16 protein-coding genes and 2 tRNA genes are annotated in these 13,910 nt (G+C 46.3%); 11 read left to right on the top strand and 7 right to left on the bottom strand.

All coding sequences use genetic code 11. The annotated features are described in order from the left end of the window. Positions 1–31: 31 nt before the first annotated feature. The 4 genes from pgsA to ICN25_RS06410 all read left to right on the top strand — a co-directional run bounded on the left by pgsA (position 32) and on the right by ICN25_RS06410 (position 1,415). A complete protein-coding gene (gene pgsA / locus ICN25_RS06395; RefSeq protein WP_216180296.1) occupies positions 32–607 on the top strand; it encodes a CDP-diacylglycerol--glycerol-3-phosphate 3-phosphatidyltransferase in 576 nt (191 codons plus the stop codon). Positions 608–724: 117 nt separating this feature from the next. Next, positions 725–800: transfer RNA gene (locus ICN25_RS06400), tRNA-Gly, on the top strand. Positions 801–849: 49 nt separating this feature from the next. Then, positions 850–923, top strand: a tRNA-Cys gene (locus ICN25_RS06405). A 30-nt stretch (positions 924–953) separates the two neighbouring features. After that, positions 954–1,415 carry a hypothetical protein gene (locus tag ICN25_RS06410; RefSeq protein WP_216180299.1) on the top strand — a complete coding sequence of 154 codons (462 nt, stop codon included), beginning with the start codon at positions 954–956 and terminating at the stop codon, positions 1,413–1,415. 69 nt (positions 1,416–1,484) lie between these two features. Here the strand turns inward: ICN25_RS06410 and lexA are convergent, their stop codons facing one another. Continuing rightward, positions 1,485–2,204 (bottom strand): transcriptional repressor LexA, encoded by a 720-nt coding sequence (lexA, locus tag ICN25_RS06415; protein WP_216180302.1) that lies wholly within the window; start codon positions 2,202–2,204, stop codon positions 1,485–1,487. A 61-nt stretch (positions 2,205–2,265) separates the two neighbouring features. Here lexA and ICN25_RS06420 point away from each other — a divergent pair, with 61 nt between their 5' ends. From ICN25_RS06420 to dnaB, 6 genes are all read left to right on the top strand, one after another. Then, on the top strand, positions 2,266–3,342 hold the full coding sequence (locus ICN25_RS06420) for an asparaginase domain-containing protein (RefSeq protein WP_216180305.1): 1,077 nt from the start codon (positions 2,266–2,268) through the stop codon (positions 3,340–3,342). 133 nt (positions 3,343–3,475) lie between these two features. Continuing rightward, on the top strand, positions 3,476–3,850 hold the full coding sequence (gene rpsF, locus ICN25_RS06425) for a 30S ribosomal protein S6 (RefSeq protein ID WP_114653629.1): 375 nt from the start codon (positions 3,476–3,478) through the stop codon (positions 3,848–3,850). Between the two features lie 59 nt (positions 3,851–3,909). Then, complete coding sequence (gene priB, locus ICN25_RS06430) at positions 3,910–4,203, top strand: primosomal replication protein N (RefSeq protein ID WP_216134092.1); 294 nt, start codon at positions 3,910–3,912, stop codon at positions 4,201–4,203. A gap of 13 nt (positions 4,204–4,216) precedes the next feature. Continuing rightward, positions 4,217–4,489 carry a 30S ribosomal protein S18 gene (gene rpsR / locus ICN25_RS06435; RefSeq protein ID WP_011902267.1) on the top strand — a complete coding sequence of 91 codons (273 nt, stop codon included), beginning with the start codon at positions 4,217–4,219 and terminating at the stop codon, positions 4,487–4,489. Positions 4,490–4,502: 13 nt separating this feature from the next. Then, entirely contained in the window at positions 4,503–4,955 is a 453-nt protein-coding gene (gene rplI, locus ICN25_RS06440; RefSeq protein WP_015421571.1) for a 50S ribosomal protein L9, read from the top strand. A gap of 24 nt (positions 4,956–4,979) precedes the next feature. Beyond that, positions 4,980–6,419: a replicative DNA helicase gene (gene dnaB / locus ICN25_RS06445; protein ID WP_255536708.1), complete on the top strand. Its 1,440-nt coding sequence runs from the start codon at positions 4,980–4,982 to the stop codon at positions 6,417–6,419. Positions 6,420–6,472: 53 nt separating this feature from the next. Here the strand turns inward: dnaB and ICN25_RS06450 are convergent, their stop codons facing one another. Then, on the bottom strand, positions 6,473–6,739 hold the full coding sequence (locus tag ICN25_RS06450) for a hypothetical protein (RefSeq protein ID WP_216180308.1): 267 nt from the start codon (positions 6,737–6,739) through the stop codon (positions 6,473–6,475). Between the two features lie 186 nt (positions 6,740–6,925). Between ICN25_RS06450 and ICN25_RS06455 the strand changes: the two genes are divergently transcribed. Next, positions 6,926–8,983 (top strand): autotransporter domain-containing protein, encoded by a 2,058-nt coding sequence (locus ICN25_RS06455; protein WP_216180323.1) that lies wholly within the window; start codon positions 6,926–6,928, stop codon positions 8,981–8,983. On the opposite strand, the gene ICN25_RS06460 is transcribed toward ICN25_RS06455, so the two are convergent. From ICN25_RS06460 to ICN25_RS06480, 5 genes are all read right to left on the bottom strand, one after another. Beyond that, positions 8,984–9,484 carry a C40 family peptidase gene (locus ICN25_RS06460; RefSeq protein ID WP_255536709.1) on the bottom strand — a complete coding sequence of 167 codons (501 nt, stop codon included), beginning with the start codon at positions 9,482–9,484 and terminating at the stop codon, positions 8,984–8,986. Positions 9,485–9,509: 25 nt separating this feature from the next. Next, positions 9,510–11,183 (bottom strand): PhoH family protein, encoded by a 1,674-nt coding sequence (locus tag ICN25_RS06465; RefSeq protein WP_216180329.1) that lies wholly within the window; start codon positions 11,181–11,183, stop codon positions 9,510–9,512. 235 nt (positions 11,184–11,418) lie between these two features. Then, entirely contained in the window at positions 11,419–11,886 is a 468-nt protein-coding gene (locus tag ICN25_RS06470; protein ID WP_216180332.1) for a peroxiredoxin, read from the bottom strand. A gap of 47 nt (positions 11,887–11,933) precedes the next feature. After that, the gene (locus ICN25_RS06475; protein WP_216180334.1) at positions 11,934–12,851 is read right to left on the bottom strand and encodes a polysaccharide deacetylase family protein; all 918 of its coding nucleotides are present in this window, start codon (positions 12,849–12,851) and stop codon (positions 11,934–11,936) included. A gap of 12 nt (positions 12,852–12,863) precedes the next feature. Further along, the gene (locus tag ICN25_RS06480) at positions 12,864–13,910 is read right to left on the bottom strand and encodes a bifunctional UDP-4-keto-pentose/UDP-xylose synthase (protein ID WP_216180337.1); all 1,047 of its coding nucleotides are present in this window, start codon (positions 13,908–13,910) and stop codon (positions 12,864–12,866) included.

The raw sequence follows: 13,910 nt of genomic DNA on the forward strand, positions 1-13,910 counted from the left end.
CAGTGCGCTCACATTGGTTTATGCTTAGGTCATGCCTTTTAATCTACCCATTGCTCTAACCTGGTTGCGCGTCGCTGCAATTCCACTGGTTGTTGCAGTGTTCTATTTGCCAAATAGCTGGCTTACCCCTTTCGATAAGAACCTCACTGCTACAGTTATTTTTGTGTTTGCGGCTGTAACTGATTGGTTGGATGGATTTTTGGCTAGACGCATGAAGCAAGAGTCGGCATTTGGCCAATTCTTGGACCCCGTAGCTGATAAATTAATTGTGGCTGCTTCATTGTTAGTTCTGCTCAATATGGATCGCGTCCAAGTCTGGGTGGCTTTGATCATTATTGGTCGTGAAATTACTATTTCAGCATTAAGAGAGTGGATGGCGCTCTTGGGTGCTGGAAAAAGCGTTGCCGTTCACATGGTCGGCAAGCTAAAAACTACCGCTCAACTTGTCGCCATTCCATTTTTATTGCTAAACGACACTTTATTTGGATGGTTAAATTGCGCACAAGTTGGCACTTGGCTAATTTGGATTGCATGCTTTTTGACGCTTTGGTCAATGTTCTATTACATGAAAAAAGCTTTGCCTCAGCTGGTTGATAAGGCTGACTAAAGTCCACAAACCCATAGCTGATAAGGGTTTGGTAGAAACGTGAGTCCAGCCAGTTTTTAGTCTTCAACACAAATAATGCGTTCCCTCAAATTGTTTGTTAAACTACTGCCCTGTTATGCGGGAATAGCTCAGCTGGTAGAGCGATACCTTGCCAAGGTATAGGTCGGGAGTTCGAACCTCCTTTCCCGCTCCAAGTTCGATGGGAAGCCCTAAAAAGCTTCCCATTTTTGATTCAAGCATATGGCGCGTTGGCCGAGTGGTTAGGCAGGAGCCTGCAAAGCTTCGTACGGGGGTTCGATTCCCTCACGCGCCTCCAGTAATTTAGATTGATTACCAGGGCAAGAATATGATCCAACTCAAACGAATCCAATCAATCACATCGGCGTTAGCGTTATCTGTGCTCTTGGCGGCCTGTGCATCTTCAGGGGATTCTCCAACTGGCACGCCTAGTGAAATCCAAGAAATTCAGGCGCAACTTTTGGGTGATATGCCATTACCTGCGGCATCAAAAATTATTGGTTCAGATTCTTTAATTATTGGCCGTGGTGATAACTGGGTTGGTCGAGTTGTTTTGTCTGGCGTTCAATCTCCAACCGATATTTATGCTTTCTTCCAAGCGGAATATCCTAAAGTGGGTTGGACTACTGTGAGTGCCGTGAAATCTAAAACCAGTATTTTGGTTTTCACTAAAGGTGATCGTACTTCTACTATCGAGGTAAACGAAGGCTCATTTGGCGGACCTAAAACAATCATCACGATTACAGCATCACCAAAGAATGCAAACGTAGTGACACCAACTAAGAAATAAAAATAGTTACTCCATCGTGAATAGAAAAAGGCCTCTAACGAGGCCTTTTGCTTTATCGGGTGAGGTGGCTCAGAGCCCGCCAGCCCTAATTAGGCCAACAGCCTGACCCTCTACGGCAAAGTTCGGTTGGCGTCTATCTACCAAAATATTTTTGAAGTCTGGATTCTCGGCTTGTAATTCAATGACTATGCCATCCGCAGTTTTCTTTTGGTTCCAACGCTTCACTGTGACTTCATCATCTAAGCGTGCAACCACAATATCGCCATTGCGTACTTCAGAAGTTTTTCTCACTGCAAGATAGTCGCCATCCAAAATTCCGGCATCGCGCATACTCATGCCAACTACTTTTAATAAGTAATCAGCACCCTTGCTAAATAAACTTGGATCGATCGGCACTTGTTTTTCAATGTGTTCGATAGCTGTGATTGGAGAGCCTGCTGCAACGCGACCAATGAGTGGCAATGTAAGTTGCTGAAGCGCGCCAGAAGGTAAAGACATCTGACGATATTTGTTTGGATTGTGAGTCTGGTTAAAGCGTTGTGGAATCCGAATGCCGCGAGAGGTTCCTGGCGTTAGCTCGATGTATCCCTTTTTTGCCAGGGCACGTAAATGTTCTTCAGCAGCGTTGGCGGAAGCAAAACCTAGTTGCGTTGCAATCTCAGCGCGCGTTGGAGGTGAGCCACTTTCATCAATGGCCTTGGTGATTAATTCCAAAATCTCACTTTGACGTGAGGTGAGTTTGGGGAGGGCAGTCAGCTCCTCTTGAAAATCGACTGTATTTATGTCCATACTGGGATTGTATACAGCACTATTTGAATATTCAAGCAATTTGCAGGCGGATAATGGAGGAATGAGCTCAAAACCCAGCATTTCTGAAAATACACCTCATCTCTTGGTCTTAGGCATGGGGGGCACCATTGCAGGCCTCGCGCCAAACCCGGAAGAAAACCCTCTCCAATATCAGGCTGGCCAAGTTGGGGTGGATGCCTTAGTGGCGCATGTTCAGTCAGTAGTGCCTGAGGGGGTCAAGCTGGTGTCCTGTCAGGTGGCAAATATCAATAGTCGCAATTTGACTGATGCCCATCTCGCCGCACTAGGGCTTGCAGTAAAAGAAGCCCTGCTGGATGTTGCTGTAAAGGGGATTGTGATTACTCATGGCACAGATACGATTGAAGAAACAGGCTTATTTTTGCAAGCAACTTGTGGAAAGCTGGCCCAGACACAGGGCAAGCGGGTGATTTTGACGGGGGCAATGCTGCCAAGCAATGCGCCTGGAGCTGACGGCCCCTCTAATTTATTGGATGCCTTACGCTGGGCTTCTACATCGATTGATAACTGTCCTGGCGGCATCTATGCCGTAATGGACGGGCGTGGATGTATGGCGCTCGATCTAGCTAAGCGACACGCCACAGCCCTCAATGCCCCCTTACAAGATGCTCCATCAAGCTCAGTGGGCCTCATTAATCCTTCTTGGTTATCTGGTGTCAAGGCGGTACAGGCTGCTTGGAATGAAGATTTACCGATCCCACAGGAAGGCGAGTGGCCTTGGGTTGAGATTTTGACTAGCCATGCAGGCGCTCGTCCTGAAACCATCTTGCAGTGGCTGGGTAGTACTGTAGAGGGCTTTGTGCTTGCTGGGTCAGGCCATGGTGGCTTTCATGATGACTGGGCAAAACCTCTGGAGCAAGCAATGGCTCAGGGCATTGCCTTGGTGAGAACGACTAGAACCGGTGCGGGCGCTACTTTGCGAAACATTCCTGAGGTAGATGCGCCTGGATGCCGAGCATCTGGGGGGTTGACTGCACCCAGGGCCAGAGTTGCGCTCCAATTGGCTTTAAATGCGGCAAAGCAGGCAAATAAAGCTGGTAAACCCCTGACTTGGCAGGATTTTTTTGCTAGAATAGCGGACTTACCTGAAATTCGGTAAGGACTTAAAAGCTGTAAATTTCTGTAGTTAGTTTTACCTACAATTTGTTACTACCTTGTCACACTGGCGCTAACTTTAAAACCATCGGAAGTTAGCAAGACGCCCAGGTGACTTTATCCTTAAGGAGTGTTAGATGCGTCATTATGAAATCGTCTTTATCGTCCACCCGGACCAAAGCGAGCAAGTGCCTGCGATGATCGATCGCTACAAAGCGACATTAGCTGCTGCTGGCGGCAAAATTCATCGTATGGAAGATTGGGGTCGTCGTCAGATGGCTTACATGATCGACAAACTTGCTAAAGCCCATTACGTTTGTATGAACATTGAGTGCGACCAGAAAACTCTGGACGAGCTCGAGCACGCATTCAAATTTAACGATGCTGTTTTGCGTCACCTCATCATCAAGACTAAGAAAGCTGAAACAGAGCCTTCCATCATGATGAAAGAAGTGCAACGTGAAGAAGCACGCAAAACAGCTCAATCCGACGCTCCTGTAGCAGCGGCTTAAGTTAGAAATTTGAAGAGGAATACACAGACTAGAAAACGTATCAGAGTGACGGAGCGGCGTTGAATCATTTCACCCTAACTGCATTCTTGGTAGCTAAAGACGCGATTCGATTTACACCAGCAGGAATACCGGTGATGCATTGCCAGCTAGAACATAGCGGTGAGGTAAGCGAGGTAGGAGTGGCTAGGAAAATTCAGATGAGTGTTGAAGCCATAGCAATTGGTCCGATACAAAAGGGCTTAGAGCAAATGGATTTAGGTGCTGAGGCAGTGTTTGAGGGATTCTTAGCACCCAAGACTCTACGTAATCAAAGACTTGTTTTCCATATCACCCATATTCAATTGAAAAATTAAAGAGGAAATCATCATGGCGTTTGGAAAGAAACCCGATTTCAAAAAGAAACCAGCTCAGAACCCATTGTTCAAGCGTAAGCGTTATTGCCGTTTCACTGTTGCTGGCGTAGAACAGATTGACTACAAAGATGTAGACACATTGAAGGACTTCATTGGCGAAAACGCCAAGATCACTCCTGCACGTTTGACAGGCACAAAAGCTAAATATCAGCGTCAGTTAGACACTGCTATCAAGCGTGCTCGTTACTTGGCTTTGTTGCCATTCTCCGATCAACACAAGAAATAATTGGGAGCCCTCAATGCAAATCATTCTTTTAGAAAAAGTAATTAACCTGGGCAACCTCGGTGACATCGTTCGTGTTAAAGACGGTTACGCTCGTAATTTCCTAATCCCACAACGCAAAGCTCGTCGTGCAACTGAAACAGCTATCGCTGACTTTGCAGTTCGTCGCGCTGAGTTGGAAAAATTGGCTGCTGAGAAATTGGCTGCTGCTGAAGCGGTTGGCGCAAAGCTCAAAGACTTGGTTCTCGAAATCGGTCAAAAAGCAGGTGTTGACGGTCGTTTGTTTGGTTCTGTAACCAACCATGACATCGCTGATGCTTTGAAAGCTAAAGGCTTTGTAATTGAAAAAGCTTCTGTACGTATGCCTACTGGCCCGTTGAAGATGGTTGGTGATCACCCTGTAGCGGTAGCTGTTCATACCGATGTAGTGGCTGACATCACTATCCGTGTAGTTGGCGAGCAAGCGTAAGTTTTAGATCTGTAAGCTAGCCTCATGGCTGAATCCCGCTCACGCTCTCTTATGTCAAATCCTGGCATGATGGGTTCTGGGGATCCAGTCTTGCAGGCGCTCAAAGTACCGCCGCATTCTGTAGAAGCCGAGCAATCTTTGCTCGGCGGTCTACTGATCGATAACACAGCCTGGGATCGTCTAGGTGGCGTGTTAACTGATAAAGATTTCTATCGTCCTGAACATGCTTTGATCTATAAGGTCATTCAGCGTTTAGTTGGCGACAATCATCCCGCTGACGTCATTACTGTTCATGAGGCTGTTAAGTCCGAGCAGGGTGGTGATTTAGTTGGCATCGATTACCTCAATTCATTAGCGCAAAGTACTCCAAGTGCAGCGAACATCAAAGGCTATGCCGATATTGTTCGTGACCGCAGCATTCTGCGTCGCCTAATCGAAGTATCTGACAACATCGTGAACTCTGCATTTGTTCCAGAGGGCCGTTCAGTGAGAACGCTCTTGGATGAAGCAGAATCACGCATTCTGCAAATTGGTGAAGAGGGTAGTCGCAAAGCAGATTACCTCGAGATTGAACCTTTACTCAAAACCGTTGTTGCTCGTATTGATGAGCTCTACAACCGTCAAGGTGGAAGTGATATCACTGGTATTGCAACTGGATTTATTGATCTGGATAAACAAACTAGCGGTCTTCAAAAAGGTGACTTAGTGATTGTTGCTGGAAGACCGTCGATGGGTAAAACGGCGTTTGCATTGAATATCGCTGAGAACGTTGCATTGGCTGAGGGCTTGCCGGTTGTTGTGTTCTCTATGGAGATGTCAGGCGAGCAATTAGCGGCTCGTTTGCTGGGTTCGGTAGGGCGCGTTGATCAAGGTCGTATGCGTACCGGCAAGTTGCAGGATGATGAGTGGCCGCGCGTTACTGATGCGATTGCCCGCTTAAGTAATACCCAAATTTTGATTGATGAGACTGGCGCTCTTTCAAGTTTAGAGTTGCGCGCACGTGCGCGTCGTATTGCTCGTAACTTTGGTGGAACACTGGGCCTCGTTGTGATTGATTACTTGCAGTTGATGAGTGGCTCTGGTTCTGAGAACCGTGCGACTGAGATTTCAGAAATCTCTCGCTCACTCAAATCACTCGCAAAAGAATTGCAGTGCCCAGTAGTTGCGTTGTCACAGTTAAATCGTGGCCTTGAGCAACGGCCTAATAAACGTCCAATCATGTCTGACTTGCGTGAGTCGGGCGCGATCGAACAAGATGCCGATTTAATTATGTTCATCTACCGCGATGAGGTGTATCACCCAGATACGACTCAGGACAAAGGCATGGCGGAGATCATTATTGGTAAGCAGCGTAATGGACCAATTGGTACTGTGCGCTTAAGCTGGCAAGGTCCATATACTAAGTTTGATAACTTGGCGATGGGATCAGTTGGCTACTCCTCTGGTGGATACGAACCCTTCTAACTCAATAGAAAAAGCCTCGCAATGCGAGGCTTTTAACTTGATACGAGAAGTGTTTACTTGCCGCCTTCACACTTCTTGATGGATGCAGTTTTAGCAGCACCATACAGTGGCTTGCCATCTTTGCTTACTGCCTTAGCTTCGCAATCATTAGGCTTGGCATCACCCATACATTTTTTAATGGACGCATCTTTGGCTGCGCCGTGTAGTGGCTTACCTTCTTTGCTTACTGCCTTAGCTTCACAAGCGGCTTGATCAGCAAAAGCGATAGATGGAATTGCAAAACTGAATGCAATGCTTAAAGCGATAATGATTTTCTTCATGCGAACTTCTCCTTGGTTTGGAATTCAAATAATTTTTAGGCTGTAATCCATTATTTCCAATAAGTAGACCTAAGAGTATTAGCTCTAGGGTTAATAGATATTAACTTTATAGCTAATTATCATAACTAGTATTCACATACACGTGCTTTTTAAGCCGTTTCATCTGCCTAATTTCAGTTTAAAGCTATGAAATTTATAGAAAAATTACCCCAATATTCAGCCGCTCTTATTTTGGCGAGCGCATTTATTTTGATGCCCAATGCCGCTTCGGCAGTGGCGGCAGGTGGTTGCGACAGCTACACGCCAAACACAGCAAGTGGCTCTTCACAGACAGTTGCCTGTAACTCGAGCATTACTCCGGTAGCAACGGCTGGTGTAATTTCTACTCAGAACACCACAACTGTTGGAAATAATGTCACCGTAAATATTGCCAATGGAACTTCATTAATTATTGATGGTTCTACTATTGGCATAGGTAGTAACGCAAATATTAGTAACCATGGAAATTTAAATACCAGTTCTTTTTATTATGGGTATGGCATGTCTTCCGGTGCAAATGGCCGATCTCAGGCAGGTGGCAATACTTTTGTTAATGAGTCTAACGGAACGATTTATACCGGAGGTGGATATGCTGCAGGCATGTATGTCAGTGCTACGAATGCCTCCTCAGCTGCCAATAGCTTAACGAATGATGGACGTATTCAGACTGATGGCACTGGTGCTGCAGGCATACGCTTAGTATCTGGTGCTACTACAAGCACCGTAGTGAACTCTATTGTTAATAGCGGAACCATTATTACTAATGGCTCGGCAGCTCACGGCATTCAAGTATCAGGGGTGGGCGCTGTCACCATTGAAAACACCGGAACCATTACAACCAATGGAGCAAATTCATTTGGTATTTATAGTGCCGGAAAAATCAGCACTTTGACTAACTCACAGGGCGGCTCTAATCCACTGACATTTTCTGGTGTAATGCCGACAAATTACAATGCGGCCATTGCAAGCCCAACCGTTTACGGTAAGTTGGATGCTAGTAATGGCACTGTAACTGGCGTGATGAATTTCGCAATTGCTAATGGCTCAACTGTTTCTGCAACAACTTACTCCACCGTGCTCTCGGGGATCAAGGTCAACAATCTTGGTAACTCCTACGGCAATGTAACTATCGGGGGTACTCAGTATCAATGGGCACTGGTGCATCGTATTAATGGATCTGCTGATCAGACAGATTTGGTATTGAGTACTGTTGTACAGCCGACTTTAGTCGCACTTGAGGAGACTCTTGCTACACAGTCTTATTTAATTGCACCGATTGAGTATGACACTCAAGTTGCTTTATCCTCGATGGGTACCGCTCTTCAAGGCCTCTTTGCAATGCAATCTGCCGGCGTGATAAACGGCATGAGCTATGACTGCTCACTATTCAGGGCTAATAATGTTTGCGTTTCTGCCGGTGGTAGATTCACCAATGTCAGTGCATATCCATATAACAATAGTAGTGCTCTGATTATTGGTGGATATCGCTTGTCAAATAATATTCGAATTGGTGGATACCTAGATCAAAACCTGTCTCAAAGTACGCCAGGCGGCATCGCTCAATTAAATAATGGCAGCCCGATGGTTGGGGTATTTGGGGTGTGGTCGCAAAACCCTGATGGTACTGGTGCAGAGGCAAAGCTTTCAGCGGGATATGCCAACAAGGGTGCAACCTTAACTCGTCCAGTGGTTGGGGTCTCTGAGGCTGGCTCAGGCTCCACCTCTTTAACCTCGCAAGGTGTTCTAGGATTGCTCAAATATGGTTTTGGTCTCGGCAATAAAACTGTTGTGTCACCTTATGCTGGGATGCGTTACCTAGTGGGAGGAATGGGTGGATATAGTGAGGGTCAATCCAGCACTGTTTCTAGTCCATTAAGTTACAACGCTATCAATAACTACACTACCACTGTGCTCGCAGGAGTTTCTGGAGTTCATAAGTTGAGTGAAAAAACAAGCTTACTTGCGAGTGCCGGCGTAGAAAAAGATACCAATACTAACGTTGGAAATTTAGTGACTACTGGTAATGGCTACTTCAATATTGCGATGAATAACAACTACCGAACCACAAGACCAACAGCAAGTTTGGGTGTTTTTCATGATCTCAGCATCAATGAACGGATCGGAATTTCAGCCATCTATCGTCAAGAGGCTTATCAAGCGCTTACCTCAACTACAGTAATGGCTACCTATACGGTTGGCTTGTAACTAGTTTTGTGTATTAGTTGAGGTCAGTCTTCTTGCCTCGGTAAATCTAGCTGCCCAGTAGGGCGTAGTGATGTACTCCAGGCGCACAGTTCCTCCAGCGCTTGGGGCATGTACAAATCTGCCTTGACCCACATAGATCCCTGCGTGGGAATACTTTTCACCGGTGGTGTTAAAGAAAATCAGATCGCCTGGTGCAGGGGGTTGATTTTCAACGCTTTGCCCTTTGGTGCTCATTTCTTGAATAGTTCGCGGTAGCTTGATATTGGCCGACTTTTGGTAGACGTAAGCAATCAGCCCACTGCAATCAAATCCACCCTTAGGATTGTTTCCGCCGTAGCGATAGGGCACGCCAACTAAACCTACTGCCGCAATAGAGATGTCCTCTGTGCCTACACTCGTATCTTGTTTGAATTGAGAAACTTTAGCTGCATTATTTTTTGAGCCAAAGCTAGTGCATCCTGATAGCGAGAGCAGGGCACAAATAAAAATGCCGCACCCCATTAGAGTGCGGCATGAGAGGGGTTGCTTAGAGTGCGTCAGCAGCATGATCCGCAAGACGTGAACGCTCACCGCGGGCAAGAGTCACATGTCCACCATGACGCCAGCCTTTAAAGCGATCGACTACATAAGTTAAGCCTGAGGAACCCTCAGTTAAGTAAGGCGTATCGATCTGGGCAATATTGCCTAAACAAACAATCTTCGTTCCTGGACCTGCACGAGTAACCAAAGTCTTCATTTGTTTAGGTGTTAAGTTTTGCGCTTCATCAATAATCACAAACTTACTCACAAAGGTTCTGCCGCGCATGAAGTTCATGCTCTTCACTTTGATGCGTGAACGAATTAGCTCCTGAGTGGCGGCACGACCCCATTCGCCGGCGCCATCTTCATTGCGTTGTAATACCTCAAGGTTGTCGTCAAATGCACCCATCCAAGGCTGCATTTTCTCCTCTTCAGTGCCTGGTAAGAAACCAATATCTTCACCAACAGGAACGGTAGCGCGGGTGATGATAATTTCGTTATAGCGCTTACTATCTAGAACTTGCTCAAGGCCGGCAGCTAAGGCTAGCAAGGTTTTACCGGTACCTGCTTGACCCAATAGTGTGATGAAATCCACATCAGGGTTCATGAGCAAGTTCATGGCAAAGTTCTGTTCGCGGTTACGCGCAGTCACACTCCACACATTGTTTTTCTGATGTGAAAAGTCTCTCAAAGTTTGGAGGAGGGCAGTCTTGCCATTAATTTCTTTTACTTGAGCGTAGAAAGGTGTGGAGCCATCAGGATTTTCTTGATACACGAACTCATTGACTAGCATGCTAGGTACTGAAGGGCCAGTTACGCGATAGAACATCGTTCCGGATTTACCATCAGCCCAACTTTCCATGTCTTTGCCATGCTTAGGCCAAAAGTCTGCTGGTAAGGTCATGACTCCTGAATACATCAAGTCACGATCTTCTAGTACTTGGTCATTGAAGTAGTCTTCAGCAGGCAATCCTAAGGCGCGTGCCTTAATGCGCATATTGATATCTTTGGATACCAATACCACCTCTTGACCCTTACGAGTCTTTTGTAGCTCACTAACAACCGCCAAGATGAGATTATCACCTTTACCTTCAGGTAAGCCCTCAGGTAATGCCTGGGTAGTGAGTTTGGTTTGGAAGAAGAGCCGACCAGAGACATCCTGATTACCCAGCTTATTGAGCGGAATACCTTCATCCAGCGTGCCACTAGTGCCAGCAACCAATTGATCTAAAGAGCGACTAACGGTACGAGCATTACGCGCAACCTCAGTCATACCCTTCTTATGGTTATCCAATTCCTCCAAAGTAGTCATTGGTAGGAAGAGGTCGTGCTCAGAGAAGCGGAACAGGGAGCTTGGATCATGCATTAATACATTGGTATCCAAGACAAATAGAGTTGGAGGTCCAGTGCGAATAATGCGCTTTGGTTTCTCCGGAACGCTTGATACTCTCTTATCACTGCGCTCATTACGTGGCGCAACTGGACTGCGATCACTTTTGATTTTCTCAAGCGCTACTTCAGCAGCAGAGAGATCCTCTTCAGCATCTGTGGCCCAATCTGGCGCATGGCTTTCCATCACAACAGTTTTTGCTGGTGCAGGACGCTTCTTTAAGTTTGGAGTGTCCTTACTGCTAATTTTTACTTGGCCAGCAATTTGAGTTGGGATTGGGGGCAATGGCATGCAGACTCTCCTAAAAGAAAAAACCGTCAAGCGGATTGCATTGACGGTTTATAACGAAACTGGGTGTAAAACGATCTGTAAAACGGCGGGGGTTGTTTACCGAGCCTGTTCTTAAATATTCAGGCTGATGAGTCAAACGGATTGTTAGACTTTCCCGTCGTTTACGGTGCATATAAACAACTTTACCCCAAATTTTGGGCTTTGCAAGTACCCCGGATTAAATTAATTTAAAAAATTATTTAGCGGCTTGAGCTGCTTGTAATACCTCTGTCACATGCCCGGGAACCTTCAGACCGCGCCACTCTTTAACGAGCTTGCCCGATGAGTCAAAGAGGAAGGTGCTGCGCTCTACACCGCGCACCTGCTTGCCATACATATTCTTGAGCTTCATCACGCTAAAGAGCTGACATAGGGTTTCTTCGGTGTCGGCAACGAGCTCAAATGGCAGCTCAAGTTTGCTACGGAAGTTGTCGTGTGATTTGAGGCTATCTCGAGATACGCCAACGATCAAGGTATTAGCTTTGGTGAAGGCGTCAATATTGTCGCGGAATTCACCAGACTCAGCGGTGCAACCAGGAGTCATATCTTTTGGGTAAAAATAGATAACCAGCTTTTTGCCTTTAGCGGAATCTGGCGTAAAAGTTAATCCCGATGTTGCTGGGATTGCGCACTGGGGCATTAGCTTGCCGATTTCTACTGTCATGATGGTCTCTCTAATTTAACTTTATGTATTACGTAATCTGATGTTACTTAAACTGCTTGCAAAATGAGTTCGCCACTTCGGTTGGGGATCTCGCCCCAGGTTACTGGCTGCACTGCTATTTTATCGAGTTGCTTAGTGGCTTCCCAGGATTGATGGAGCTCGCCCATGGTGACCAGGTCGTGGCCTTGGTTTAGCCACCCAGCGAGCAATTGCTCAAAGGCGGGAAGCAGCTTTTGACCTTCTAATTCTGCATGCAAGGTAAATACCTGATCATTTGGATTACTTTGGGTGATTTCCAAGAGTTTCTTTACGGCGCTAAACTCGTCGGCATTATCAATGCCAATCAATTCATCAAAGGTGGGCAAGGTCGTTGGATATTGCACGTGCTTAGCTTTGCCAGAAGGTAGGTCAAAGCGATAGGGCATTAAGTTAGGCTCGGCTCTGCCATCGGAGGAATATTTAATACCCCATTGATCGAGTTGCTCGAATGCCGCCTCATTCATTTGCCAGCCAGCAGCGCCATAAGTAACTGGCGGATGGCCAAAGATCTCCACAAAACGATCCCAGCTTTTTTGCATCTGCGCTTTAGTCCATTGGGCATCACGATTGCGTACGGCGTCTTGCCAAGCCACATGATCCCAAGTATGAATGCCAGTCTCATGGCCGGCTGCATCAATTGCGCGCATTTCGGCAGCAGCTTGTTTACCAATGTCAGGTCCAGGTAAGAGGACGCCATAGAGTAGGGTTTTGATGCCGTAGTGCTCAACAACCGAAGTGCGACTGACCTTCTTTAGGAAACCCGGCTTAAAGACCCGCTTGAGAGCCCAGCCAGTGTGGTCGGGGCCTAGGCTAAATAGGAAGGTGGCTTTGAGGCCAAAACGCTCAAGCGTACGCGCTAGATTGGGTACGCCTTCTTTGGTGCCACGTAAGGTGTCAACGTCTACCTTGAGAGCAATCTTAGCCATGAACCCCTATGCTTATTCGTTATCAACCAAGTGACGTGCTTTTTCTACATCTTCACGATAGGCTTCGAAAATATTCTTCAGCGCATCGCTCATATTGGTAGTTGGCTTCCAGCCTAATTCACTCATCGTGTTATCAATTGCAGGAACGCGATTCTGAACGTCTTGATAGCCTTCACCGTAGTAAGCACCAGAAGTAGTTTCTACAATCTTCACTTCATTGGCTGTCTTTGCATACTCTGGAATGCTGCGAGCGATTTCCAGCATCTGATTAGCTAGTTCGCGAATAGAGTGATTGTTCTTTGGATTCCCGATGTTGTAGATCTTGCCATTAGCAACACCATCTTTGTTATCGATGATGCGCATTAGAGCGTCGATACCATCGTCAACATAAGTAAAGGCACGTTTCTGAGCGCCACCATCAACCACGTTAATAGATTCACCGCGAACGATATGACCCAAGAACTGAGTTACTACGCGGGAGGAGCCTTCTTTTGGTGTGTAGATGCTATCTAAACCAGGGCCAATCCAGTTAAATGGGCGGAAGAGGGTGAAGCGCAAACCTTCCATACCGTAACCCCAAATTACACGATCCATCAATTGCTTAGAGCAAGCGTAAATCCAACGTGGCTTATTGATTGGGCCGTAAACCATATTGGATTTAGCGGGATCAAATTCACTATCTTCACACATGCCATAGACCTCGGATGTGGATGGAAATACCAAATGCTTTTTGTATTTAACGGCTGAGCGAACGATTGGAAGGTTTGCCTCGAAGTCGAGTTCAAATACTTTTAATGGCTGCTGAACGTAAGTCGCTGGTGTCGCGATAGCAACTAAAGGCAGAATGACATCGCATTTGCGGATGTGATATTCAACCCATTCTTTATTGATGGTGATATCACCTTCAAAGAAATGCATACGAGGATGATTTACTAAATCACCGAGGCGATCGTTCTGCATGTCCATGCCATAGACATCCCAATCGGTTGTCTCTAGGATGCGTTTTGAAAGGTGGTGACCAATAAAGCCGTTTACGCCAAGAATGAGTACTTTTTTCAT

This window comes from Polynucleobacter sp. 80A-SIGWE, from assembly GCF_018882295.1.
Classification (GTDB): Bacteria; Pseudomonadota; Gammaproteobacteria; order Burkholderiales; family Burkholderiaceae; genus Polynucleobacter.

Coding starts and splice junctions, on each gene's coding strand:
- pgsA (WP_216180296.1), top strand. CDS start 32: ATGCCTTTTAATCTACCCATTGCTCTAACCTGGTTGCGCGTCGCTGCA.
- ICN25_RS06410 (WP_216180299.1), top strand. CDS start 954: ATGATCCAACTCAAACGAATCCAATCAATCACATCGGCGTTAGCGTTA.
- lexA (WP_216180302.1), bottom strand. CDS start 2,204: ATGGACATAAATACAGTCGATTTTCAAGAGGAGCTGACTGCCCTCCCC.
- ICN25_RS06420 (WP_216180305.1), top strand. CDS start 2,266: ATGAGCTCAAAACCCAGCATTTCTGAAAATACACCTCATCTCTTGGTC.
- rpsF (WP_114653629.1), top strand. CDS start 3,476: ATGCGTCATTATGAAATCGTCTTTATCGTCCACCCGGACCAAAGCGAG.
- rpsR (WP_011902267.1), top strand. CDS start 4,217: ATGGCGTTTGGAAAGAAACCCGATTTCAAAAAGAAACCAGCTCAGAAC.
- rplI (WP_015421571.1), top strand. CDS start 4,503: ATGCAAATCATTCTTTTAGAAAAAGTAATTAACCTGGGCAACCTCGGT.
- dnaB (WP_255536708.1), top strand. CDS start 4,980: ATGGCTGAATCCCGCTCACGCTCTCTTATGTCAAATCCTGGCATGATG.
- ICN25_RS06450 (WP_216180308.1), bottom strand. CDS start 6,739: ATGAAGAAAATCATTATCGCTTTAAGCATTGCATTCAGTTTTGCAATT.
- ICN25_RS06455 (WP_216180323.1), top strand. CDS start 6,926: ATGAAATTTATAGAAAAATTACCCCAATATTCAGCCGCTCTTATTTTG.
- ICN25_RS06460 (WP_255536709.1), bottom strand. CDS start 9,484: ATGGGGTGCGGCATTTTTATTTGTGCCCTGCTCTCGCTATCAGGATGC.
- ICN25_RS06465 (WP_216180329.1), bottom strand. CDS start 11,183: ATGCCATTGCCCCCAATCCCAACTCAAATTGCTGGCCAAGTAAAAATT.
- ICN25_RS06470 (WP_216180332.1), bottom strand. CDS start 11,886: ATGACAGTAGAAATCGGCAAGCTAATGCCCCAGTGCGCAATCCCAGCA.
- ICN25_RS06475 (WP_216180334.1), bottom strand. CDS start 12,851: ATGGCTAAGATTGCTCTCAAGGTAGACGTTGACACCTTACGTGGCACC.
- ICN25_RS06480 (WP_216180337.1), bottom strand. CDS start 13,910: ATGAAAAAAGTACTCATTCTTGGCGTAAACGGCTTTATTGGTCACCAC.